This is a genomic window from Alkalibacterium subtropicum (assembly GCF_900112455.1).
GTDB classification, from domain to species: Bacteria; Bacillota; Bacilli; order Lactobacillales; family Carnobacteriaceae_A; genus Alkalibacterium; species Alkalibacterium subtropicum.
Genome location: NZ_FOLT01000003.1, coordinates 19,547 through 44,370, shown reverse-complemented (window position 1 = coordinate 44,370; position 24,824 = coordinate 19,547). Strand labels below are relative to the sequence as shown.

Below are 24,824 nucleotides of genomic sequence, written 5' to 3'. Positions count from 1 at the left end.
CTATTGCTTTATGATTTTCTCACTTTTAGTTCTCCGATCTGCATTTTGATACTGCACAGAGATCATCTTCGGCTAACAGTGAATATGAACAAAATACAGAAAGGATATCACGTTATGAGTGAAGTACTGGTCAGTATAGTATGTAATGCGTATAATCACGAGGCTTATATTGCTCAAGCCATAGAAAGTTTCCTGAAACAGAAAACAAATTTCAATTTTGAGATATTGATAAACGATGACGCTTCTACAGATAATACAGCCGAGATAATCAGGGCGTATGAGAGCCAATCACCTGATATCATAAATGCAATGTATCAGACTGAGAATCAGCATTCTAAAGGCGTGAGGATCTGTGGGATCAACGAAAGCAGAGCGGTCGGGAAGTACATTGCCCTATGCGAAGGTGATGACTATTGGACGGATCCGTACAAACTTCAAAAACAAGTCGACTTTCTGGAAAACAATGAAGATGTGAGCCTTTGTGTGCATGGGGCGACCATCATTGAAGGACGCACAGACAAACCTTTGTATAAGGTCAGACCTGCCGATCGCTCTAAATATTTCAGTACGGAAGACATCATCTTTGGGGGAGGCGGCCTTTTCCCGACAAACTCGATGGTTTACCGTAGAGAAGATAGTGTCGTCAGACCTGCTTTTTATTACAGCTCCTTTGTAGGTGATTATCCATTGACGATATTCCTTTCTCTGGTTGGAAAGGTCTACTATCTGGATGAAATCATGTCTACCTACAGGTATGCGGTGCCTGGTTCCTGGACAGAGCGGGAATATTTAAACAGTGAAAGACGCATCAATCACTACAAGGCAATGGAGAGGATGTTAGCAGGCGTAAATGACTATACGGATAATGCCTATGCTTCAGTAATAAGAAAAACGATATTAAAAGATAAAATATACCTTCATTTGGAACAGAAAAGGTTGAATGAGCTGGCAGAAAAAGATTTAAACGATTTTTATAACGAACTAAAAGAAAAAAAAGAAATATATGGTTTTTATAAGGGATTAAGTAAAAAAGAAAAACTGATGATTCATCTAAACAGATTTTCTCCGAATTCACTTAAGGTCCTGGTAAAAATAAGAAGAGCCTTTTCTTGAAGCCATGCAGAAAGGATAGTTCCCATGAAATCTCTATTAGTAACAGGTGGTGCCGGATTTATAGGGTCAAATTTTGTCCGCTATGTTGTCACTCATCATCCTGACGTCCATGTGACCGTACTGGATAAATTAACGTATGCCGGGAATAAGGACAACCTGGAGGGCTTGCCTGCAGACAGCGTGTCCTTAGTCGTCGGAGATATAACGGATGGCGAGCTCGTCGATCGGCTTGTTAAAAAGAGCGATGCGGTAGTTCATTATGCGGCTGAATCACATAATGACAATTCGCTTATAGATCCCTTTCCGTTCGTTCAAACCAATCTGGTCGGTACATATGTATTGATCGATGCTTGCCGGACACATGATGTCCGCTATCACCATATTTCAACAGATGAAGTTTATGGTGATTTGCCTTTGCGTGAAGATCTGCCGGGCAAAGGAGCCGGACCAGGCGAAAAATTTACAGCAGAGACACCTTATAACCCCTCCAGTCCCTATTCCTCAACAAAAGCCGGTTCAGATCTATTAGTCAAGGCCTGGGTGCGTTCTTTCGGTCTCCGGGCTACCTTGTCTAACTGCTCGAATAACTATGGGCCGTATCAGCATATCGAGAAATTTATCCCGCGTCAGATCACTAATATCTTGTCAGGAAAACGCCCTAAACTTTACGGAGATGGCAAGAATGTGCGTGACTGGATTCACACAGATGATCATTCATCTGCTGTATGGGATATATTGATAAGCGGGCGCATCGGTGAAACATTTTTGATCGGGGCCGACGGAGAAATGAGCAATAAGGACGTTCTGGAACACATCCTTGAACTGATGGGCCAGCCTAAAGATGCGTATGATCACGTCAAGGACCGCCCGGGGCACGACTTACGATATGCCATTGATGCAACCAAGCTTTATGACGAACTGAACTGGCAACCGAGGTACACCAACTTTCGGGAGGGCTTAGCAGACACAATTAAATGGTACACAGAAAATTGGTCATGGTGGGAGGCTAAAAAAGAAGCTGTGGAAGCCAAGTACGCTAAGAGCAGACAGTAAGGTATGTTCTCGCGTCGATCAATACTGAACACATTCCATCCATCATCTGCTTTTTTGTCTCTTGATGCTTGGTTGACATTATTTGTTTTTCATTTCAGTATGAGGCTGTTTCATCCTTTAGAAAATATATGACCGGCAAGTTCTATATTTCGCGACTAAAATATCATTCCAAAAAGTGAAAGGAGCAAGAATATGCCCTTCTTCAGTATTGTCATGGCTGTTTATAACGTAGAGAAGTATGTAGAGAAAGCAGTGTTAAGTGTACTGACCCAGACGTTTGACGATTTCGAACTGATCATTGTCAACGACGGGACCCCGGATGACGCGATGCTGATCGTTGAAAAGCTGGCACGTGAAGATGACAGGATAAAAATCTTCAATCAGCGGAATAAAGGCTTGTCTGCTGCCAGAAACAGGGGACTTAAAGCGGCCCGAGGAGAGTATGTATGTTTTATTGACAGCGATGATGAAGTAGATGAAAACCTGCTGAAAACTACAAAAATGGTCATTAGGCAAACGTATCCGGATGTGCTGATGTACGGCATGTACTTCGAAAAAGTCGGGATCAGTGAGCAAGTAGTAAAAACGGATGAGATAACTATGAGTGAACGTGACTTTAGAGACAGGGAATTCAAGACCTTTACTCTCGACGATACGTCCATCGATCTGATCGGCTACTGTACGAATAAAATGTACAAACGAAAGCTTTTGAATGCGCAGACTATCCTTTTTGATGAATCTATAATGTTTTTGGAAGATATCGCATTCAATGAAAAAGTATTTAAGGCGGCAGATACATTAAAGGTAATCAGCGACAGTTTTTATCACTATAAAATGAGAAACCGAAAGAGTTTGATCACGACTTTTCAGGACAGACATTTTGAATGGCAATTGGATGCTGTACGGTCTCGCAAAGAGATTTTTGAGAAATGGGAGATCGATCAAGAGCGGATCGATGGAATAGTGGCCGGACTTCATGTGCTTGCGATCCGAAGAACGTGTTCACTCCTGTTTAAGCATAGCAATGATCTGACCTTTAAAGAAAAATGTGATTATATTTATTCAATGCTGCATCATCCTCTTACAAACTACCGTATCAGCCACTATCCTGCACTGTCTATCCTTGATCGTGTGTTAAAGTGGGTAGTTGAAAAAAGGGGCGTGTATACCTTAGCGGTCATCAGCAGCATCTATGCCTTGCCTTCAAAGTATTTCAAATGATTAAAGCACCAGCTATTAGTATAAACCGAAAAAATTTAAACGGGGGAATCACAATGAGTGTACAAGTTAGTGTAAGTGTGACCACCTATAATCAGGAACGATACATCGAACAAACGCTGGACAGTATACTGATGCAGAAAACAGATTTTGATTATGAGATATTGATAAATGATGATGCTTCAACGGATAAGTCTACTGACATTATCAGAAAATATGAAAAGGCGTATCCTGACATCATCAAACCGATTTATCAGACCGTGAACCAGTATTCTCAGAAGAAAGAAGTCCATTACACATTCAATTACACGCGTGCGCAGGGAAAATATATCGCGTATTGTGATGGAGATGACTACTGGACAGACGCTGATAAACTGCAGAAACAGTTTGACTATATGGAGGCTCATCCCCACATAAGTGCCTGTGTGCATGCCGGGAAGAGCGTCAATGAGCAAGCTACCAGAATCCTTGGAACACAGCGGGTCGATCAGTCCAACTGCTATTTGAATACTGAAAAGGTTATTGCTCTGCAGGGAAAGTTTGCTTCCAATTCCCTGTTCATGAAAAATTATTTCACTGGGGATTTTTCAATGCCTGCGTGGTTCAATGAGGCTAATATCACTGATTATCCGTTATATTTGATTTTATCCACAAAAGGAGATCTTTATTATCTGAATGACGTGATGTGTGCCTTTCGTGTAGGGTCAAAAGGTTCCTTTACTCAACTGGTTTTAAATGACGCAGGTAAAAGGAAAAAGCACATTTATGAAATGATCGATTTGCTGGAGTCTTTTGACGAGTATACTGATCGTGAGTATGCTGATGTGATCCAAAATCAGATCAAACATAACCAACTTGACTATTTAATGGTCGATCACACAATGAAAAATACCGATCCTGAGGGGTTCCGTCGCTTGTATGACTCGTTGCCCCTCAGAAGGAAAATAAAATTGAACATGCTAATGTATTTACCTGCAGGAGTCGTTCTTTATAAAAGACTAAAAAGCAGTGCATTAAGTACTGCCTTTAAACCAAAAGAAACTTTTAGGATACACAACAGACAGGAAGTTTAGTGAAAAGTCCATTGATCGATGTCGTCTCAATTTGAGCACACTAAAATATATTAAAACGAGTAAACTACTGGGAGGAACTTATGAAAAAAATAGTGCGTAAAGTGATTTTCATATTTCCCCTGTTGAAAATCCTTCATAATAAGTTAGGTGGCAGTGAATTCAGAAAAGGTAAAAGCGATCAATGAGTTTTTTGATTTAAGTCATCATGACTATCGCTTTCAATTATTACAGTTGTTCGTTGGGAGGAAAGACAGTGAAAAAAATAACACTCGCTGATCAGAAAAAAAACATGCTGGAAATCCTGCTCTATATAGATCAGATCGCATCAGACAACCATTTAACCTACTCATTGTGGGGAGGGACGATGCTGGGGGCGGTGCGTCATAAAGGTTATATCCCCTGGGATGACGACATTGACATTAGTTTACCGAGACATGATTACGAAAAACTGATCGATATATTGAAAAATAAAGATACTTACGATCTCTATGAGTATTCTCTGCAAGAGGACTATAATTTAGGCTGGGCCAAGCTCGTCGACAAAAAAAGCATCGATTTGAAGAAAAAGTACTTTGATTCCCGATCGACGTATGGGATTTCAGTAGATATCATGCCGATAGACGGGTTGCCGCCTGAGGAAAAAGAAATCCAAGCGCTGAAAAAAAAGCTGTACCGATTATATCTGATGGTCAGGTCATCAGCTTTTCCTTCGTATGCGTCTTCCATACATTCTAAAGAAGCATGTATGCGGCTGGCTTTATTGTTTCCTGTGTATATCTATACAAAAATAAGAGGCGGAAAAACAGCAGTTATAAAAGAAATAGATACATTATCCAAACGTTTCAGGATCGACGATTCTGTTAAATGCGGGCACCTTTTGTCCAGATATAAATCGAACATGGGCTATCCGTCAAGTATCTGGGAAGAAATCGACGAGTATGAATTTGAAGGGTTTTACTTTAAAGGAATAGCAGATGCTCATACCTATCTGTCACTGTTGTATGGAGACGATTATATGGAAATACCGCCCAAGGAAAAACAAATGATTCATGAAGAGCATGAGTTTTACAGAAAGGAAGGTCTGGCAGATGAATATAGCGATGATAATGGCCAGTGGCAGAGGGCAAAGAATGGGACAGAGTATTCCTAAACAGTTCATTAATGTACATGATAAACCGATCATTGTCTATACACTAGAAAAATTCCAAAAACATCCTCAAATCGATAAAATTCTCGTGGTGTGTCTGGAAGGCTGGGATAGCGTATTAAAAGCCTACGCTGAACAGTTCGACTTGACTAAATTGGAATGGGTGGTACCTGGTAGTGATGAGAGACAAAAATCGATCTTGAATGGGCTGAACAAACTGAAGGAGGTCGCTGGTTCAGAGGATCTTATTATTTTACACGATGCGGTCCGTCCTTTAGTATCGTTAGATATCATTTCTGACCTAATCGTCACTGCAAATACATTTGGCAATGCCATTTCCTCGCTGCCTGTCGTGGATCAAATCGTTGTGAAAGATAGTGCATCAACTACTTCTGAATCTATTCCGCGAGATACACTGAAAATCGTTACGACCCCACAGGCTTATAAACTGGGAGCTATAGTGAACACCTATGAGAAAGCTTATAAGGACGGGAAAGCTATGACAGGCAACCATTCTATAAACACTTTGATGCATGAATACGGCGAGAGACTATATTTTTCCAAAGGGAGCGAAATCAACTTTAAATTGACATCGACCTTTGATATTTATCGGTTTAAGGCTATCCTTGAAACGGAGAAGGCTGACTGGTTGAAATAGTGATAGTGTTTATGATTGGTCATAGGAATCAGAAGCTTTTTCAGTATCCGAGGATATTGTCCAGCCACTCTGCGCCCCTGATTTTCCTTAGGCCCTCAGCTAAGAAAGGCGAGTGGGTCGGATGGTTATTTTACTGGAACTGTAGCAGTATTCTACTGCATAATAAAAAAATATCCGATGCAGCGCCTGACAAAAACAAGTGCTGTGCCGGATAGTTAGAATCAAATGACTATAGGTCACGATTTTTTAGACAGAGATGCATTTAAAAAGACCGATGATGAGTGCCCATAGCGGAAGAACCAGAACGGATCCCCATTTTATGCCTTTAAGAATATTTTTGTCTTTACTCAATACGTTTCACTCCAATCTGGATACACTGAGATGTCTATAATGATATGCTTATTAAATTAAGGGGTTTGACCTAGTGTTTTCTTGTTTCAGAAAACATTCGAATGTGAATCGACGGTCTTAAGGCTGTTATTCTATATAACAGTAGGGGATTTCATAGCATCTCAGCATGTGAAGTGCTATTGATTGCAATAAAAGTTGACTGATTTTATACTTGTATATATTAAGACTATTAAAGATATCAGATAATCTACACATTTCATATCCATCGTTTTTTCACTTGATGACATGCATTGGTTAAATTATTATGTTTTTCCGGCGGTTTGTCAAGTGCATCATCTCACTTTATCTCATCTTATCTCCCTCGGACACTCTTCACGCTCATCCTCATACAATCGAGCTGATGCTTACTCTAATCTTTTCACCCCCACACGCTTTGAAGAAGAAATAAAGAAGCGACCATCAATAAATCAATAATCCTCAGATTACCCCCGGACCTGTCACGGGTCATTAACTCCATCAATTTACTACACATTTCACACCAGCTATTAAAAATAAACCACGTTCCTCTTTCAATTATACATTTACCCTCTCTTTTTAACTTCAGCGCAAGCTACTCTCATATTTATATTTTTCCCTTATTTGGAATCAGAAAAACGAAAGACCATTTATCTGACCTATGATGTCTTGTATTCTGACGATGTAACCGCTCACTGAATAGTCAGCGTCACAAACTATACTTAGTGAACTTTATTTGGAGGTGTTATCTGCACGGAAAATTTATAACTGATCGATTAAATGTAATTCAAGGTACTCATAGAGCATCCTTTTTCAGTCCTGAACATGTATATAATCAGCCTTTAAACCCTCTCAATTCTATCAAAACTTCCCCCGTAACCCCCTCAACGAATGGCCTTCGACCGATCCTCAGATATCTTACCCCGTAATCTATTAAAGGAGGACTTACAATGGCTTCTGAAAAAACAAGATACAGTACAAATTCTGTTACATTAGAATTGAAAGAAAACTTAAGCTACGATTTATTTAAAAGAACACTGGATATTACTGCCGGACTCTTCCTTATCCTATTTTTGTTACCTCTATTGGTGGTCATCTCAGTATTGGTCAAAATCGATGATCCTCATGGAAAGATATTTTTCTGTCAGGAGAGAGTAGGAAAAGGTGAAAAGGTATTTAAGATGTATAAATTCAGATCCATGTACAGTGACGCAGAGAAAAGACTGGAAGAACTGCTTCAGTACAACGAAATGGAAGGTGCTATGTTTAAGATGAAGGACGATCCGCGTGTAACGCGTGTCGGGAAGTTTCTTCGGGCGCTGAGTTTGGATGAATTACCCCAACTGATTAACGTGGTCCAAGGCGAAATGAGCTTAGTTGGTCCCCGGCCACCACTGATTCGAGAAATGGAAGAATACACTGACTACGATAAGCAGAGACTGATGGTTAAACCGGGCATCACAGGCTTGTGGCAGGTCAGCGGGAGAAGTTCTGTCTCCTTCCCTCAAATGGTGGAACTCGATTTAGAATACATCCGCGATTTATCATTGAAAAATGACATGATCATTTTATTGAAAACCGTCAAAGTTGTTCTGAAAAGCGAAGATGCTTATTGAATATTATGACTGAAACAATCAGTTAATAATGAGAGCCTCGTTACGATTATCTAGATAACAACTACATACCTCCTCTACAAGCAGCCTGAATAGGGTGGAAAAGTGTAGTTATTCTATATTTGAAACAAAAACTAAACCAAAAGTCTAGAAAGGGATGATATTAAATTCTGTATATTATTAACTTTAATCAAAAAAACTGTACTGAATCGATTTTTAGCGTAAAGTAAACGCAAGACGAATCGATTCAGTGCAGATTTTTTGTTCAATCACAGGCATCCGAAAATCAGGCAAACCTGGAGAATCAACTGGAAATTCGACTTGGGTATGCATATATCGGCTTGAAATAACTTATTATTGATTGCGTTTATCATCGTCTCACAAAGGATGTTTTCGTTTTAAGAGAAACATCTCGATTTTAGCTGGATCATTCTAAAAACCTATCTAGCGCATTTCCCTTTTGGCTGCAAGGTGGCATCGATATGATATTAGTGCAGCGGACTGATAACATCGACCGGCAAGAAAGAAGTACTAATTTATAACAATGATATTATATGCGTACATATTGATTCTGTTGAAATACTTCATTTAAGCTTAATCATATAGAAATGTGCTATACTTTCAGGTATAGAGTATAAAAACGGTTTGAGCAAAGGAGATAAGGCTATGGGAAAAAAGATGCTGACTGGTGTAGTGCTGGGTGCCAGTCTGATGCTTTCAGGATGCAGTCAGATGGAGACGGTACTGGATGACATCATTGAAGAAGAACTGTCCCAGAAGACTGATAAAATCAGGAATGAGACGATCGACGAAGACGGCTACTACAGTTCGCCGGAAGACGTGGCCTTATATATCCATACATATGACGAGCTGCCGGACAATTACTTAACTAAAGATGAGGCGCGTGAACTGGGATGGGAAGCCAGTGAAGGGAACCTGTGGGAAGTGACCGATGAGATGCTTATCGGCGGGGATTATTTTGGAAACCGCGAAGGCCTGCTTCCGGAAGAAGAGGGACGGGACTACTATGAAGCTGATATCAATTATGACGGCGGCTACCGCGGGGCCGAACGCCTCGTGTATTCCAATGACGGCCTGATTTACTATACGGACGATCATTATGACAGTTTCCAGCAGCTTTACGGGGAGGACGAATAAATGAGAACAGTCAAACTGTACGGGGAACGCATGACGAACAATGAAGCCGCACACCGCTATATCCAGGAGCAGCTTGAGATCCCCAGCTACTACGGCTATAATCTTGATGCCTTATATGATGCCTTAAGTGTGTATGACAAGGACCTGTCGATCATGCTCATCAACAAACCCGAACTCATCGCACACCTTGGTCCCTACGGCGAACGACTGGTCCAGACCTTTATGGACGTCGAGAAAGTGAACCGGAATATTAAGGTTAAAGTGATTTAAGAGAAGTAAATTTTTCGCCTGGCGAAAAATAACAACTTAATTAAAGAAGTGGGTGCGAATTATTCGAAAACTCCTGAAGATTACTGCTAATCTTCAGGAGTTTTTGTGTTTATTCTGGTCACTTGTTAAGATTCGGCTGAAACTTAAGGAGTTGAATGCAAAATACGCAAAACTGCTTAAGTTTAGGACCAATCAATCATAATAACTGCCGAGACCTGACTGTTTTCTGCAATAATGTGTCTTCAATACCGTCTGGATACGTGATTTAGATAGGTCATGTCCGCACCATTCATAGATGTCTGCCTTCTTCACTGGTGTGTCTGGAAAGAGCAGTCTATATTCTTCAATGCTGCGATGGATAGCTTCAGAAATTTTTTCCTGAGCACCACAGTTCAGGCACGTACGTGTTTGTCTTGAATGAGTGTGCCTGAACGAGAAACAGTTCGGACAGACGATGCCTTTTTTTAACTGATCAAAAGAGTAGTCAGGTAAATTCGTAGGCCGGTAGTGGGTAATGTGCATCCGGATTAGCTTGTCAGCGATGGACGTACTCAAGTGGCCTGGAGCGGTAATGTCTTGATACAGATTCTTGAAATGAGCCGACAGCTGGCCGGAGAAGAGGACGGCCTTCTGTTCAGGAAACGCATAAATGTAAAAGTCCGGATTGATAAAGACGACGTGAGAAGATACTTCTGTCTGCATGCCGTGGTTCAAGAGCAGGTTATAGAGATACGCCCGTTTGCGGTCCGCTTGAGCGACTGGATCCTGAAGTGCATAGCCTGCTTCTGACTGGATCATGCCGTCCTTATAGTGGTAAGAGCCCGAATAATTTTTAACCTCGTACAAATAAATATGATTGGGCGTGATCAGCAGAGAATCGATCTGATAAAAAGTATCCCGGGTACTCAGTAGTAGGTCCTGAATAATTAGACCGTCCGGCTGGCAGGTTTTCATACAATCGTCAAAAACTTGCTCACCTAGAAATCCTTTGACCTGATTGTCATACTGAACCTTTTCATATGACGATAAAGTCATCCGGGAGTTCAGCGATTCATATATGAGATGGTTGACAGATTTTGTTCGTTCTTTGAGTATCATTTGTTGTTACACTCCTTTATAAGTGCTTACTATTATATATTGTGCAAATGAACCAATAACTCACGAAAATAATTTAGGATCTATTGGAAAACGTCAGGAGTTGGCCAGTAATAAAGGTCAACTCCTGACGTTTGGCGGTTATCTTAAGAAGTATGATTGAAAAATAAGCCCACTCCTGAAGATGAGACCGAAACTTCAGGAGTGGGCTGGAAAAAATCTGAAACTTCTTAAGATTAAGCTCAAAAAGCTTTGAAAGGATGTTTATTTTGTCAGTTGCCTGACAAAATATTCTTTCTAAGAAGATGCAGATCCGTGAATGAGCACAGTAACGCAAACAGTGTCCCTCGTTATAATCACTAATTCAAACTAAGCTTTAATTAAAAGAGAAAAAACAGGCGTGTATTAAAAAATAAACGATAAAATTGATGAAAAGAGATCAGAATAAATGTATACTTTAGTATATGTACTTATTAAAATCAAAGCGTCTTTTAAGAAAACTGCAAAAGAGAAATTCTTTATAAAAGAGGGAGATACATGCTAGTTATACCAATAATGATAGTACTTTTTACGGTGGTCATCATTTTACTGCCAAGTTATTTGAGATTTATAGATACTACCTATGAAAAAGCAAGTGGGAACAGTTTTTTCGAAACATTCTCAAATAAAGGGAATTGGGGAGAATTTAAAATCTATGCTAAACTGGAACATATTAAAATAAAAAAACACGTGATGACTAATCTTTACATACCCACTGAAAAAGGCCATACGACTGAAGTTGATCTGGTCATGATCAACCAGAGAGGAATCTTTGTTTTCGAATCAAAGAATTATAGTGGATGGATATTTGGATCTGAAAATCGTAAGCAGTGGATGCAGACATTCAAAAATGGCACCAAGAACCAGTTTTTTAATCCGATTTGGCAGAACAAGGGACACGTTAAAGCCTTAATGACAGCCAGCGGTTTAGAGGATGCAAATTACTATTACTCTTATATTGTATTTGGTGACGACTGTACGTTAAAAGATATCACTGTGCTGTCTGATGAAGTCAAAGTAATCAAACAGAGTCAGCTCACACCTTACTTAATTAGGGACTTAAAGGCCATGCCATCTATTTTGACATATCAGCAGGTGGATACGATCTATGCTAATTTAAAAAAATATCAGCTGGCTGATGATGCAACGAAGGCCCTTCATATTGAAAAGTTGAAAGCTATTCATAATAAATAATGTAATAAATTACTGGGGGAGAAACATATGGGATTCAATAACGATGACTACATGCAGGGACAGCTAAACAAGCAGTACCGTGATCCGAAAGAATCATCGGTGAAACAGACGCTGGACGATGAACCGTATGATGTAGACGAAACATTGATGCAGAAAGTAACTGCCGGTGATATCAATACACTGCAGCAATTCGTTCGCGATGGGGAAGTGACTTATGCTGAAATCGTCAAGTGTTACTGGAACCAGGTTTTAAAATACAAAGAGTATAATGCTGTGATCGCCTTGAATCCAGACCTGGTGAAGCAGGCAGAGGCCTTAGCTTATGACGAAGCCAACGACTTGATGTACGGCATGCCTGTATTGGTCAAGGATAATATCACTACAAAAGATTTGCCAACGACAGCCGGTGCTGCTGTGTTGAAAGACTATCAGCCAGAAGAGGACGCCGAAATCATTCAGCGTCTGAAAGATAAAGGAGCGCTGATCTTAGGCAAGGCCAATTTATCCGAGTGGGCCAACTTCATGTCGACCGACAGCTCGAATGGCTATTCTGCGATCGGCGGCCAGACGAAGAATGCTTACGGTGAATTTGATGTGGGCGGGTCAAGTTCGGGCAGTTCGGTCGCTGCAGCTCTGGGCATGGCACCTGTAACGATCGGCTCAGAAACATCTGGATCGATCATCTATCCCGCCAGTCAAAATGGTGTGGTGGGCCTCAAGCCGACACTGGGGCTGGTTTCCCAGCACGGGATCATCCCGATTTCAGAAACGCATGACACGGCGGGGCCGATCACCCGAACCGTGAAGGATGCTGCTGCTTTACTCAAAGCGATGACTGAGATGGAAGAAACAGCTGACTGGGATAATGCACGTTTATCTGGTCTCAGAGTTGGAGTCATCGGCAATCAAGCCGTAAAAGCCGTGTACCGGTCAGAAGATGAAGAGGTTATGTCTTGCGTTAAAGAAGAGTTAAGTGATGCGGGTGCTGTTGTTTCTTCTATAGACATTGACGAAGAAGGGTTTAATGTCAACTACCTGAATATTTTGAAATATGAATTTAATTTGGGTGTTCAGTCTTATTTTAAATCCAGTGCCTTTACTTTAGATAAGGTTCTCGCGTATAATAAGCAAAATGAACCAGACTATGCTCCTTATAACCAGGAATTGATCCGTCAGTCCATCGAAGAGAAGTATACTGATGAAGAAATGGCGGAAACGATACGCTCGAATAAAATGATTGCTCGCAAAGCTTTAGATGACGCATTTGAATCAGTGGATATATTGGTCACTTTAAGTAACTATGCGACCGTTTTGTATGCGGCCGCAGGGTATCCTGCAATAACACTACCTGGATACAGACGGTCGACGGGTGAACCCGTTGGTGTAACCTTTATTGGGAAAAATGAACAGGATATGCAGCTTCTTGAATGGGCGTATGCTTATGAGCAGCAGCTTATGACACGAAAATAGCTCGTCTGTCGCTAAACCGTTTGCTTTGATGTCTATTTCGTCTATTGCTATAATTAGGATAGTGAAGAACTCAGACAGGAGGAATTATTGTGGCAGAGAATGTATTAAGAGACCGTATAATGGAGATTTACAAGAGTGATGACGGAATCAACGAAAAGATCGCTGAACTTAAACCGGCTTTTCCAGATGGTGAGATCATCGACGACGTAGAAAAGCTCTATGATGAAGGAAAACTCGAGCTGCGTTCAGACGATGATTCCGGCAAGAAAGCTTTTCTGGATCGTCCAGAAGGCAGTCAGGAAATCACCTATTTCTACCCTGAAAAATTGAAGTATAAAGGCTGAACCTGATGATTTAAAGAAGTGGCGTCGGTGAGTGCAAGCTCGCTGGTGCCACTTTTTCATATGTTTTCAGGATCGTAAAATCTGGCCGTGCCAGATCGTCATTATTGGGGGTGATGACAAACTGAGCCCTTATTAAAGCTGAGACCCTGACATTTCTGAATAAAAACGGCAAAGCCATACATAATTATTTCGCGACTTTGTCATTCTGATCCATATACAATCAGGTCAGAAAAGTATGATAGCTGAGTTCGTCATTTCTGACATTGGGAAGGGACAAGCGCTGACTCACTAAAGGTATTGTCAGCGAGTACGACATCCCAAGCTTGAAAATGTTCACTCATGTAGTAGATAGAAGTGAGCAAGACATTTCAGAAGGAAAAATGCTGGCTCAGCATTTTTTATCTGATGAGTGCGACATTTTGCATTTAAAAATGTCGACTAGCACACGGCTCGTTTCACGAGTAAGACATAGGGGGCTGAAAAGTGTTCACTCAGATTGAAATATCTAGTGACTGCGACAACTAGGTCTAAAAAGTGCTCACTCACCGACTTTCACACCAGCGACTGCGACATTCGCCTCACCAAAGTGTTCACTCGTTAAAAATTCTGGGCTGAGTGCGACAATTTTTTTACATACTATCTAGCTTTTATTTTGTATGATTTCATTATGGTTCTTTATGCACACCGGGCAATATGCTAAGATTATAGCATCTAAAACGTTTACTAAAGGACTGTGAGAGATGGAATTAAAAAAAGTTAAAGAGGCGGCGTACCTTACGGCGGAAAATCACCAGCGGTATCGGGCGATTTTGCGCTATTTTTTTATACAGCATGAGCGTATGCAGGAGTACATCTATCCTGAAGAAGTCTACAACTACTTGAAATCTACGGGGGATTTTTCTGATTTTGAAGAGAACAGTCTTTATTTGGATCTAGATCAGCTTGTGAGGTGGGGGAACCTTATACCCAGGCAGGAGATGGGGAGCCCCAGAACCATTGAAGAGTACAAGAAGAAACGTTTTCGCTATCAGCCAACACCTTATACGATCGAATTTGAGCGGCTGCTTATAGAAATGGAAAACAGAAACGAATCATTTGGAGGTGCGCTTGAACGGACTCAGTTCGAGCGAGTCTATCTTCTGTTGCAGGAGCTCAAATCGGTTGTCATAAAAGAAGAAGCTATAAGCGATGAAAAGGCGAGCCATTTATGGGATGATCTGCAGAATTATTTCCGCCAGATCGTTGAAAGTACGTCAGGGTATATTGCCTATATCAGTAGTGAGGAAGTTGAGGAACGTATGAAAACAGAGGCGTTTCTGGCTTACAAGGACCGCTTTACGCGCTATCTGAGAGAATTTATCCGGGCCATGCAGTCAACCTCAGAACAGATCAAGTCTTTACTTGTTGCTTTATCCGAAAAGAAAATGACTGATTTTTTTCGGCAGGTCCATGCTCATAAGTCCAAGGGACTGCTGGAAGAGCCCACTGATTTAACTGAGTCAGAAGCATTTGTTGAATACATCGAGAGGTGGCGGACCTTGCAGAAGTGGTTCAGGAGCTCACAGTCTTTCAGCAAGAGTGAATCAGAGATCCTGCTTGACAGGACGACCGAGGCGATCAGGAAAATCACTCAGGTCGTCCAGCGTATGGGTGAGCGGAATCAGAATTTCCGTAGTCGGCGAGAAGAGTACCTCTACCTGGCCGATTGGTTCAGTGGCCTGGAGACGTTAGATGATGCCCATCAGTTATATTCTGCGGCTTTTGGGATGGATCATACCCGCCATTATTATATTGATCAGAATCCGACAGATAATCTATACACGGCTACTTGGGAATGTGAGCCGATGGCATTTGAAACGAAACCGATGCTCCGTACATACCGTCAGCGGAGAACGCCAGGAGCGGTGATCGACCGGTCAGAAAAACGGAAAATTGCACGCGAACTATATTTAAAAGAGAAACAGCTTGAACGCGAAGGGATAGAAAGACATATGCGCGACCGGTTGATCGAACTGGATAAGGTGGAGATCATTGAGCCGATCGTTCGACAAATTTTCTTATCGTGGATCGGCAAGGCAATGGGACAGGAAGATCAGATCATTCAGACTGAATTTGGCATGCGTGTCAAAGTGATCATGAAAGAGGACCGTATCGTTCTGCGTTCCGTTGATGGCGATCTTGATATGCCAAACGTGACTTTTGAACTTTTAGAGGATAAAGGAGTGACCGATCATGCCTGATATGGGATTCAATGAACAGCAGCAGGATGCTTTAGGCGCTCTTTTTGAACAATTCTGGATCTTAAGGGACAAAGACCCAGAAGCCTATCAGCTTATACGTGAAAATGAACGGGCATTGAGACGCTATATCATCGAAAAGTTCGGTCTCTCGCTGATCGTTCATAAAGATTTTATAAAACTGGAAAAAGTGCCGCTGAATCCTGAAAAATGGATGGGGATAGGAACCTTTCAGGAACCCAGAGACTATGCCTTGTTTGCCTGCGGTCTGGCTTACCTCGAAAACCGTTCAGTGGAGGATCATTTTCTTTTATCTGAGTTTGCAAACGGACTAAAAGAGATGTATCCCGGTGTTATCGCTTTAGACTGGACGAATTATCAGCACCGTAAGTCACTCGTTCGTGTCCTGAAAAAACTGGTGGAGCTGGACTGTATTCATGAAGTCGACAGCTATTCTGGAGGGGTCGAGGGCTTTGCCTATTCAGAAGAGCAGGAAGTCCTTTATAAAGGAACGATCTATTCAAGATACTTTATGCGTAATCACCTCCATGATATACGTCGATGCGAGTCTCTTGCAGAAATCCTGGATATGGACTGGGAACGCAATCAGGAAGACTTAAGGCGGAAACGTGTTTACCGCAAGCTGATGTATGAACCAGTCGTGTACCGGGAAAGTGAGGACGATTTGGATTTTGACTATATCAGACGTTACCGCAACAGTTTACGAGAAGATATCGAGTCACATACGCCTTTTGCTTTGCAGGTGACCAAAAACGCTGCGATGCTGACCCTGCCGGAGCAGAAGCAGCTCTATGAGTTGTTCCCGGACAGGAAAGCTTTGTCGACTTTGGTGCTGCATGTTCAGGCATACGTAAGGGCAACTATCCATAAGTATATTATCGATACGTTCGGTCAGATCCATTTGACCCATGCCCAGTTTGAACAGCTTATCCAGCAGGTGAGAGCTGACTATAAAGTCGGATGGAGTATCGAATACCGGGAGAAACGCGGTCTTAAAAAAACATCAGAGGATATTCTGATGCATCTTATGGACTGGTCATTTGCCAAGGTTGAAGCAGAGACGAATCTGATCGTTTTGCTACCCGCTTTTGGACGAATGACCGGGTATTATCCTAAAGACTTTGAAAGCGAGGATCACGTATAATGGAATCGACGAAAAACAAATGGCAGATCAATCGGGCCGGGCTGTTTAACTACTGGTATTACGAAGATGAAGTCTTTGACTTTGCTGGCGGAAAACTGCTATTGAGAGGAAACAACGGGGCTGGTAAATCTGTGACCATGCAGAGCTTCCTTCCGGTCCTTTTAGACGGATCGACTCGGCCTGAGCGGCTGGATCCTTTCAATTCAAGGGCACGTCGCATGGAAGATTATCTTTTAGGCGAAAAAGAGGTATCCGGTCTGGACGAGCGGACGGGGTATTTGTATATGGAGTTCAAAAAGAATAAAACGGATCAGTACATGACTATCGGTATCGGCTTAAATGCAAGACGCGGTAAACCACTTAACTTCTGGGGCTTTGTTTTGACAGACAACCGAAGGGTCGGGAAGGATATCCTTCTGTACAAAGTAGAAAAAAATGAAGGAAGAGAAGAGAAAATCCCGCTTTCCAGAATACAACTCCGCAACCAAGTGGGAGAAGGCGGACACGTGGTTGAGACGCGTAAGGAATACGCCGGTCTGGTCAATCAGTATATTTTCGGCTATGAATCGATCGAAGAATACGAAGATCTGATCAAACTGCTTATTCAGCTTCGGAGTCCGAAATTATCTAAAGAGTTTAAACCGTCTGTGATTTTTGAAATTCTCGAAGAAGCCCTTCCGCCACTTTCAGATGAAGATCTTCGCTATCTTTCGGACACGATCGAGCATATGGACCAGACAAAACAGCAGCTGGAACAGTCCGAACGCGAGAGTGAAGCGGTCACTGCGATTAATAAGGTGTACACTACTTATAACCAAAAAGTTTTATATGATCAGGCCAAAGGATACAGAGAAGCGGTCTCTAATCATGAACAGGCAGAAGCAGAACGATTAGCCATACTATCTAAAACGGCTGAGCTGAATGCACATATCTCTGAGCTGAATCAGGAGATATCAGACCACGAGGATGAAAAAGATACGGCAGACAAACAGCGGACCCGATTGATTCAGCATGAAATATGGAACCTCGAAAAAGAAAAACAGGATGATCTAAAGAAGCTCCAGCGATTGACAGATAGACTGGGAAACCTCAAAACGCGTTACAGTTTTGAACAGAAAAAAGAACGTGTGACTCGTGACGTGCTGGACCAGACGGAGCTCAGCATTAAACGAATCAAAGAATCTTTGGCAGATTCGCTTGATAGCTTATCGGATGATGCTTCAAGAGCTGGTTTTTCGGAAACGCATAGCATTAACGAAGAAGACTTTAAAGCCAATACTGAATCACCTTTTCAGTTTAATGCCTGGGTTAATCAGGCAGAAAAACATTACAGTTACTTACAGAAAACAGTGGAAGAGTTAAGGGAGTTTGAAAGTCTCAAAAATCAGCATACTGAAAAAGACAGCGAGCTGGGAAAAGCGAAACTGGAGCTAGACCGAAAACGAGATGAGGAGAAGGATTGGGAAAGCTGGCTGAGTGAAGAAAAGCAGAAACAGTTGAATGCTATTCATGAGTGGCTGGCTGAGGCAGATTACCTTCATTTGTCTGAAGAAAAAATCCAGCATGTTTCTCGTGCTCTGGATCGTCTTTTTGTGGATACAAGATATGAACAAATAGAAGCTCCGATTCGTGATGCCGTTTCGGCATTTGAGAGTGACAAATTACGGACATTAGCTGAACTGGAAACAAGAAAAAATGCGGAACAGCAACTGAAAAATGATAGAGAAAGCGAGCTTAGTGAGTGGAAAAACAGGAAAGATCCGGATCCAGATACGCATCCGTTGACCAAAGAAGCCCGTATCAAATTAAAAGACCAGGGTATTAGGGCTGTTCCATTATATAACGCTGTGGAGTTTCACGAAGGTGTGCCCGAAGCGACACAGAATAGACTGGAAGCAGCCCTGATCGAAACGGGTCTGCTTGATGCCTTGATCACGGCAGAAGGAATCGAAGTCGAACATGACCGTGTCCTTAGGCCGGACCCTCAATTGATGGCTTATACATTGGCAGATTTTTTGAAGCCTGATCTCGATACAGCGTCTGAGGTTACAGAATCTCAAGTGGATGATGTTTTAAGAAGTATCCTGATCGACGATTCGAGCAGCAAAGTCTTGTCACTTTCTGAAGATGGCCGTTACACTATCGGACCACTCGTCGGGCATGCAGTACCTGTGGAATCCGTCCGGTTTATCGGCAGCCACGCCAGAGAACGTTACCGAGAAGAACAAATCGTTCGGATCCAAAAGGAACTTAAAGAAAGCCAGATAAGACTGGATGAGCTGGATATAAAGATGAATGAAAACAGACAGGCGATCGTTCAAGCGAAGGCTCACCTCCTTGATTTTCCTGATGATGAAGACCTGTCCGAGGGTTACTCGAATCTTTTGAGTGTCCAGCTGCGTATCGAACGATTAGATGAAAATGTAAATGATCTGTCCGAAACGCTCAAAGCGATTTCTGCGGCAATACGGTCATTGAAAGTGAAGCTGGACAGACAGACGATCAGCGATGGGCTTCAACTGGACCTGATGGTATACGTAAAAGCCCTGGACACGATGCGACTTTATGAGAAGGGGCTGGCTGAACTCAAAGGTACTCATCTGCAATTGATCAATCATTACGAGAAGAGAAGCGACTTAACTGAAAAGCTGATCGAGCTGGAAGGAACACTGCTGGATATAAAAGATGAGACAGCTACCTACCAGAGAGATATCGATCGTCTTGAAAAAGAGATTGAGCAGATCGAAGAACAGATGGCGAAAGAAGGAGTCCAGGATATAAAAGATCAGATCCAGGCTACCTTGAGAAAACTTTCTGAACTGGATGATCTGTTAAAAAGCAAGCAAGAAGAGCGGACGAGAAAAGAAACGGAGCTGACTTTCACTTCTGACCAGATTGTCGAAAAAGAAAGTCAGCAAACTTTCTGGAACAAGATGAAAATTGCTTGGGCGCAGACATTCAGTGAAGAGAGCAAGCGAAACGTTCATTCAATTGAACGTAATGATCAATCCTTGGAAGCATATGCTGATACGATCCTTTTGTCTCTGGATCATTTATCTAAACAAGAAATATCTCAGCTTTCAGGGTCACTGTCACGAAAACGAAACGATCACCAGGATAATTTGATCGAATACGGGCCCGTCCAGCGTACCGTTTATTCAGATATCCCTGATTGGATGAACGAAGCCATATCTGGCAGCCACGCTATTTATGTGGAGAGATGGAAAAATGCACGGTCGAGAGAACTCGTGGAACTTCATCTGCAGGGGAAACGTGTCAGTCCGTATTTAGTAGCAGATCATCTGAAAAGTGAAAGGGAACGCCAGCAGGTCTATCTGGATAAACAGGACAGAAAGCTTTATGAAGAGATCCTGTTTCAGTCTGTGGGGAATAAACTTCGTGCCAGGATCGGTCGGGCTGAACGCTGGGTGGAAGAGATGAAGGCACTCATGGAATCGCGAAATGATTCATCCGGCCTGCTCTTTTCGATCCGGTGGAAACCAAGAACAGCTGAGACTGAAGATGAAATGGATACGAAGGATCTCTTGAGCCTTCTGCGTCAAAAGGCTGAACTTTTGAGTGAAGAGGATATCGCAAAGGTCACCACACATTTCCGAACGAAAATCAGCCGGGCGAAAGCATTGATGAAAGAGGGCACTGAAATGCAGACGCTGCTGCAAGTGCTGAAGCAGGTACTTGACTACAGGAACTGGTTCTCATTCGAACTGAGCTACCAGCGGACAGGCGATGGCCGGAAACGGCAGTTGACCGATAACCAGTTTTATAAATTCAGCGGTGGCGAAAAAGCCAGAGCCATGTATATCCCCTTATTCATTGCATCCTATTCAAGATATCTGGAAGCGAGTGACGAAGCACCGTTCATTCTTTCTATGGACGAAGCATTTGCGGGTGTGGATGATCATAATATCGCCGATTTGTTTGAAGTGCTGGAAGAACTCGGTTTCAACTATATCATCAACTCTCAAGGCCTGTGGGGAGACTATCCGACGGTAACCGAACTGGCGATCAGTGAACTGTTTCGCCCGCAGAATGCCGATCATGTCGCTGTGATCCGTTACGTCTGGGACGGCAGCAAGCGACGTCTGATCGCACATGAGGAAAGTTGAGGATTTTTATGGACCATACACTTAAGGATGCTGTGAAATTTTTCAGATCAAAAAAGGTTTACGGAAAGTTGTTTCTTGCTTTCAAACAGAAATATCAGTCGTACGGTAGAGTGGGAGGCAGCGTTTCGCTTGCTGCTTATTCAGAAGAAGAACTTATGGAGATCGCCACTTTTCTCGGAATGCGCTCGGATAAGATGCTGAAAAAAAGACGAGTCACCTTGCTTCAGTTTGAAAAACAGTTGCTTCAATACAAATTTGACGTGGATGATTTGAAAACTTTGTTAGAGGCCTATTTCGATGAGCCGCTGATTTCTAATCAAGAACGATCAGAGAATGAAGCAGCGAAAAAAGAGGCATTTATTGAGCAGATGATCATGTGTCATCCGATGCTTTCTGAATGGCTGAACTATATAAAAGCCAAGTCCCAAGACACGTACTGGATCCACCGGACGATGGACGCCTCCCGTGAGACCTTTAAGGAAAATGCATCGATATTAAGCCGCTCGATGAAAGCATTGCCGGAGAGTCCAGTCAGGTTACCAGTTTTTGCTCAGAAACTGACAGGGCAGCCTCATGCGTTCGACCGGAATACAGAGCTTGGACGTCTACTGGTTCATCTGCTCGCTTTTAAACAGAGTCTGCTGGCAAAAGAGTCTTTACAGATCCCTTCAACCAGCGAGGATATCACAGAGCTGCTGCTTACTTTCAATATACTTCGGGATGATATAACGAATTATGTAACGATGGCTAATATTCTAGCGAATACTCCGAACGGTAAAGAGAAAGTATGGGAAATGGCATGCGAAACACACACGGTATTAAATCTACCGATCCGCGAACTGCTTGATGTTACAGCCTTGTATCCGAAAGACAGGAAGGATCATTCAGCAAAAGACATCTGGATCGTTGAAAATTCTGGTATTTTTTCAAGTCTTCTGGATGAAATACCTGATCTTCCTCTTATATGTACGCATGGACAGTTTAAACTATCCGCCTGGAAGTGTTTTGATTTATTAGTCGAGGAAGACTGTCTTTTACATTATGCCAGTGACCTTGATCCTGAAGGAATCGGTATGGCTTACCGTTTGCTATTGCGATATCCTAACTCTGTCAAGTTATGGAAAATGGATGTCACGTCTTATGATAAAGCTGTATCCGAGGACGAAAACATTTCCGAAAGACGACTGAACCAGCTTAAAATGATCGAACATCCTTTTCTGGATGGAGTCAAGACAGCCGTGATGTTGAAAAAAAGGCCGGCATACCAGGAAGCATTACTTGATGAGATGATCAGTGAATTAAAACAAGCATATTAAAGAAGTGGCACCGGCGAGTGCAAGCTCGCTGATGCCACTTTTTCGTATGTTGTCAGGATCGTATAATCTGGCCGTGCCAGATCGTCATTACTGGGGGGATGCTGATATGATCGGGCACTTGAAGATTCTCACAAAGTTCAGGATAAAAATTATAGACTGAAGGGCAGGAAGGAATGTGCTGAAGCGAGTTCAGCACCCCGCAAAGCATCTGAACTTCTTTTGGGGCAGCAGAAGGGGTGCACATCGTGAAGTTCAGACGTGTTTCAAAATCCTGAACTAAATGAAATCGATGAATCGTGTAGTTCGGTGGCGTACTGGATCACTGAACTTAAATATTTTTTCGATATATGCCGTTCAGAAGGATGTTGATCTTCTAAACTGCACCTCCAGCCAGAAATGTGGCGTTCAGCTCATAAAGCAATCGCTGAACTGCACGTCACACAACCTGTTTACAGTTGCTGCTTTATTATGTACAATCTGGCTGGGCCAGATTGGTCGACATGCAGAGAATTTATAGAACACAAAAACAGGCGGCGCAGTCATATCTTTCGACTGTGCCGCCTGTTTTACGTCAATACTGTTTCATCAATATTCTGCATGTTTCGCTTCGGTCGGTTCATGTCTGAATAAAACCAAGGCACCGACACCGGTTATCCCAACGAATAAACGGACGACCCAGCCGACATATGGAATCAGGATCAGCAGGTCTAAAATCAGAAGACCAGATAAAACGATCAGGAATTCCTTGCCGAAACTTTCCCGGTCAGACGCTTTAAAAATGTATGACCCGATAAACGTGGCCACGACGATTTTTGAGAACGCAATGGCGATGCCGTAGAGCAGAGCAAGGATGATACCCATCGGGATCCCTATAATGGTGATCATCAAGAACAGGATCACAAACGGTGTGGCGATAACTGACAGTAAACCGAAGCCCATCGTTTTAAGTGGCGTGGTGGCGATGGGGCGGGTGTTGTCTGTCCAGTAGTGAGGACGCAGAAGACGGATGACCAGCCAGATGACAAGAGCTGACAGGAAGTACCATATCGCATACAAGATTCTGAACAGCCATCTTTCCCGCTGACCGATCGTCATCTGCATAGTATTCCAGGGTTCTCTTTCAGAGTAATCCGTCTGGCCGGCGATCGTCGCATTTTGAGCAATCTCTGCTTCGCTTGGGCTTTCGTAGAAAAAGTCTCCTTCTATCGAGACCGAATCGCTCAAGGTGATGTCTTCACCCGAGACATTGGCGTCGCCACCGATCATGCTGTTCAAGGCGACGTTCTCGCCTGCCGCAAACAGATGACGCGGCACATCGCCGTCGATGAATACATCCATACCGGCTGTAAATACATCTCGACCAGATTGAGCGGCCTGATCGATGGTCACTCTTTCACCGGCTAAAAAGACTTCGCCTTCATTTTGACCGCTGAACCGGATCGTCTGGCCGAGCCCGTAGATGTTGCCGTTTACCTCACCATTTACGCGAACGGATCCGCCGATGACAAAAAGAGCACCGTTGATGTCTCCATTCACTTCGACATTATCCCCGGAAGCGAAGGCTGTGCCGTTGATGTCGCCATCGATCCGGACATTATCCCCGGCAAAAAATCCCGGCCCGTCAAGTGTCTCGTTTTCCTGGTGGATTTGTCTGGCTTCACGGTTGAACATATGGGGACGTGCAGATACTGTGCCGGCCAGTGTCACAAGTGAAAGTAAGAATAAAATGATGACAGAAAGCCGCCTTGTTCTTGAGTTTACACTGAAATTCTTCATATTTTGATTACCTCCTGTGTCATGAGCGTTTGGATATGGACTTATTTGATTCTCCGCATAAAAACACCTCACTTGATGACGGATGTGAATAAACTAACCTGAGAAGGACAGTTGCATATACAGCAAAAAGTCACACGCCGGATGATGAGCGTGGAAAGCAGCAGGCCCCGTCTCGTTTAGTCTATTTTACCACTATGTGAAAAAAGTCGTTAGTGATAACGATTCTTTTCATATGAGGCAAAAAACAGAAGTTTATTACAAAATGATCCTGTTTCTTATCTTATATAGTAGCCATAACATTCGTCATAATGAAGATAAGCAAACTGACTCAGTGAAAATAGCTCTCGAAAAAGGAGCCGTTTCTAATAAAGAAAGCAGAAAGCATCGATAAG

General features: G+C 42.6%; 18 protein-coding genes. 16 read left to right on the top strand and 2 right to left on the bottom strand.

Annotation, left to right across the window (positions count from 1 at the left end):
- The first annotated feature begins 114 nt into the window (after nucleotides 1–114).
- The 9 genes from BM049_RS03795 to BM049_RS03755 all read left to right on the top strand — a co-directional run bounded on the left by BM049_RS03795 (nucleotide 115) and on the right by BM049_RS03755 (nucleotide 9,669).
- Entirely contained in the window at nucleotides 115–1,113 is a 999-nt protein-coding gene (locus BM049_RS03795) for a glycosyltransferase family 2 protein (RefSeq protein ID WP_177188582.1), read from the top strand.
- A 24-nt stretch (nucleotides 1,114–1,137) separates the two neighbouring features.
- Entirely contained in the window at nucleotides 1,138–2,166 is a 1,029-nt protein-coding gene (gene rfbB / locus BM049_RS03790) for a dTDP-glucose 4,6-dehydratase (RefSeq protein ID WP_091528781.1), read from the top strand.
- 192 nt (nucleotides 2,167–2,358) lie between these two features.
- The gene (locus BM049_RS03785) at nucleotides 2,359–3,387 is read left to right on the top strand and encodes a glycosyltransferase family 2 protein (RefSeq protein WP_091528779.1); all 1,029 of its coding nucleotides are present in this window, start codon (nucleotides 2,359–2,361) and stop codon (nucleotides 3,385–3,387) included.
- A gap of 53 nt (nucleotides 3,388–3,440) precedes the next feature.
- Nucleotides 3,441–4,457: a glycosyltransferase gene (locus tag BM049_RS03780; protein ID WP_177188581.1), complete on the top strand. Its 1,017-nt coding sequence runs from the start codon at nucleotides 3,441–3,443 to the stop codon at nucleotides 4,455–4,457.
- 253 nt (nucleotides 4,458–4,710) lie between these two features.
- Nucleotides 4,711–5,607 (top strand): LicD family protein, encoded by an 897-nt coding sequence (locus BM049_RS03775; RefSeq protein WP_177188580.1) that lies wholly within the window; start codon nucleotides 4,711–4,713, stop codon nucleotides 5,605–5,607.
- Complete coding sequence (locus BM049_RS03770) at nucleotides 5,588–6,262, top strand: IspD/TarI family cytidylyltransferase (protein WP_245751852.1); 675 nt, start codon at nucleotides 5,588–5,590, stop codon at nucleotides 6,260–6,262. Before BM049_RS03775 ends, BM049_RS03770 begins: the two co-directional genes overlap by 20 nt.
- Before the next feature lie 1,316 nt (nucleotides 6,263–7,578).
- Nucleotides 7,579–8,244 (top strand): sugar transferase, encoded by a 666-nt coding sequence (locus tag BM049_RS03765; RefSeq protein WP_091528773.1) that lies wholly within the window; start codon nucleotides 7,579–7,581, stop codon nucleotides 8,242–8,244.
- 663 nt (nucleotides 8,245–8,907) lie between these two features.
- On the top strand, nucleotides 8,908–9,399 hold the full coding sequence (locus BM049_RS03760; protein WP_091528771.1) for a ribonuclease domain-containing protein: 492 nt from the start codon (nucleotides 8,908–8,910) through the stop codon (nucleotides 9,397–9,399).
- Nucleotides 9,400–9,669 carry a barstar family protein gene (locus BM049_RS03755; RefSeq protein ID WP_091528769.1) on the top strand — a complete coding sequence of 90 codons (270 nt, stop codon included), beginning with the start codon at nucleotides 9,400–9,402 and terminating at the stop codon, nucleotides 9,667–9,669. It begins immediately after the preceding gene.
- A gap of 192 nt (nucleotides 9,670–9,861) precedes the next feature.
- On the opposite strand, the gene BM049_RS03750 is transcribed toward BM049_RS03755, so the two are convergent.
- Nucleotides 9,862–10,767: a nuclease-related domain-containing protein gene (locus tag BM049_RS03750; protein WP_091528768.1), complete on the bottom strand. Its 906-nt coding sequence runs from the start codon at nucleotides 10,765–10,767 to the stop codon at nucleotides 9,862–9,864.
- A gap of 534 nt (nucleotides 10,768–11,301) precedes the next feature.
- Here BM049_RS03750 and BM049_RS03745 point away from each other — a divergent pair.
- From BM049_RS03745 to BM049_RS03715, 7 genes are all read left to right on the top strand, one after another.
- Complete coding sequence (locus BM049_RS03745) at nucleotides 11,302–11,997, top strand: nuclease-related domain-containing protein (RefSeq protein WP_245751851.1); 696 nt, start codon at nucleotides 11,302–11,304, stop codon at nucleotides 11,995–11,997.
- A 27-nt stretch (nucleotides 11,998–12,024) separates the two neighbouring features.
- The gene (locus BM049_RS03740) at nucleotides 12,025–13,467 is read left to right on the top strand and encodes an amidase family protein (RefSeq protein WP_091528764.1); all 1,443 of its coding nucleotides are present in this window, start codon (nucleotides 12,025–12,027) and stop codon (nucleotides 13,465–13,467) included.
- 89 nt (nucleotides 13,468–13,556) lie between these two features.
- On the top strand, nucleotides 13,557–13,811 hold the full coding sequence (locus tag BM049_RS03735) for a hypothetical protein (protein WP_091528763.1): 255 nt from the start codon (nucleotides 13,557–13,559) through the stop codon (nucleotides 13,809–13,811).
- Between the two features lie 740 nt (nucleotides 13,812–14,551).
- A complete protein-coding gene (locus tag BM049_RS03730; protein WP_091528761.1) occupies nucleotides 14,552–16,051 on the top strand; it encodes a TIGR02677 family protein in 1,500 nt (499 codons plus the stop codon).
- Nucleotides 16,044–17,213, top strand: a complete 1,170-nt coding sequence (locus BM049_RS03725; protein ID WP_091528759.1) for a TIGR02678 family protein — start codon at nucleotides 16,044–16,046, stop codon at nucleotides 17,211–17,213. Before BM049_RS03730 ends, BM049_RS03725 begins: the two co-directional genes overlap by 8 nt.
- Nucleotides 17,213–21,340 (top strand): TIGR02680 family protein, encoded by a 4,128-nt coding sequence (locus tag BM049_RS03720; RefSeq protein WP_091528757.1) that lies wholly within the window; start codon nucleotides 17,213–17,215, stop codon nucleotides 21,338–21,340. Before BM049_RS03725 ends, BM049_RS03720 begins: the two co-directional genes overlap by 1 nt.
- Nucleotides 21,341–21,348: 8 nt before the next feature.
- A complete protein-coding gene (locus tag BM049_RS03715; RefSeq protein ID WP_091528756.1) occupies nucleotides 21,349–22,656 on the top strand; it encodes a TIGR02679 domain-containing protein in 1,308 nt (435 codons plus the stop codon).
- Nucleotides 22,657–23,241: 585 nt separating this feature from the next.
- Here BM049_RS03715 and BM049_RS03710 read toward each other — a convergent pair.
- A complete protein-coding gene (locus tag BM049_RS03710; RefSeq protein WP_091528754.1) occupies nucleotides 23,242–24,432 on the bottom strand; it encodes a DUF8173 domain-containing protein in 1,191 nt (396 codons plus the stop codon).
- Between the last annotated feature and the right edge of the window lie 392 nt (nucleotides 24,433–24,824).

Bases quoted from the DNA above. Each gene is read 5' to 3' on its own strand.
- BM049_RS03765 (WP_091528773.1), top strand. From the start codon at position 7,579: ATGGCTTCTGAAAAAACAAGATACAGTACAAATTCTGTTACATTAGAA.
- BM049_RS03720 (WP_091528757.1), top strand. From the start codon at position 17,213: ATGGAATCGACGAAAAACAAATGGCAGATCAATCGGGCCGGGCTGTTT.
- BM049_RS03710 (WP_091528754.1), bottom strand. From the start codon at position 24,432: ATGAAGAATTTCAGTGTAAACTCAAGAACAAGGCGGCTTTCTGTCATC.
- BM049_RS03795 (WP_177188582.1), top strand. From the start codon at position 115: ATGAGTGAAGTACTGGTCAGTATAGTATGTAATGCGTATAATCACGAG.
- BM049_RS03755 (WP_091528769.1), top strand. From the start codon at position 9,400: ATGAGAACAGTCAAACTGTACGGGGAACGCATGACGAACAATGAAGCC.
- BM049_RS03725 (WP_091528759.1), top strand. From the start codon at position 16,044: ATGCCTGATATGGGATTCAATGAACAGCAGCAGGATGCTTTAGGCGCT.
- BM049_RS03770 (WP_245751852.1), top strand. From the start codon at position 5,588: ATGGGACAGAGTATTCCTAAACAGTTCATTAATGTACATGATAAACCG.
- BM049_RS03745 (WP_245751851.1), top strand. From the start codon at position 11,302: ATGCTAGTTATACCAATAATGATAGTACTTTTTACGGTGGTCATCATT.
- BM049_RS03730 (WP_091528761.1), top strand. From the start codon at position 14,552: ATGGAATTAAAAAAAGTTAAAGAGGCGGCGTACCTTACGGCGGAAAAT.
- BM049_RS03785 (WP_091528779.1), top strand. From the start codon at position 2,359: ATGCCCTTCTTCAGTATTGTCATGGCTGTTTATAACGTAGAGAAGTAT.
- BM049_RS03715 (WP_091528756.1), top strand. From the start codon at position 21,349: ATGGACCATACACTTAAGGATGCTGTGAAATTTTTCAGATCAAAAAAG.
- BM049_RS03760 (WP_091528771.1), top strand. From the start codon at position 8,908: ATGGGAAAAAAGATGCTGACTGGTGTAGTGCTGGGTGCCAGTCTGATG.
- rfbB (WP_091528781.1), top strand. From the start codon at position 1,138: ATGAAATCTCTATTAGTAACAGGTGGTGCCGGATTTATAGGGTCAAAT.
- BM049_RS03780 (WP_177188581.1), top strand. From the start codon at position 3,441: ATGAGTGTACAAGTTAGTGTAAGTGTGACCACCTATAATCAGGAACGA.
- BM049_RS03740 (WP_091528764.1), top strand. From the start codon at position 12,025: ATGGGATTCAATAACGATGACTACATGCAGGGACAGCTAAACAAGCAG.
- BM049_RS03750 (WP_091528768.1), bottom strand. From the start codon at position 10,767: ATGATACTCAAAGAACGAACAAAATCTGTCAACCATCTCATATATGAA.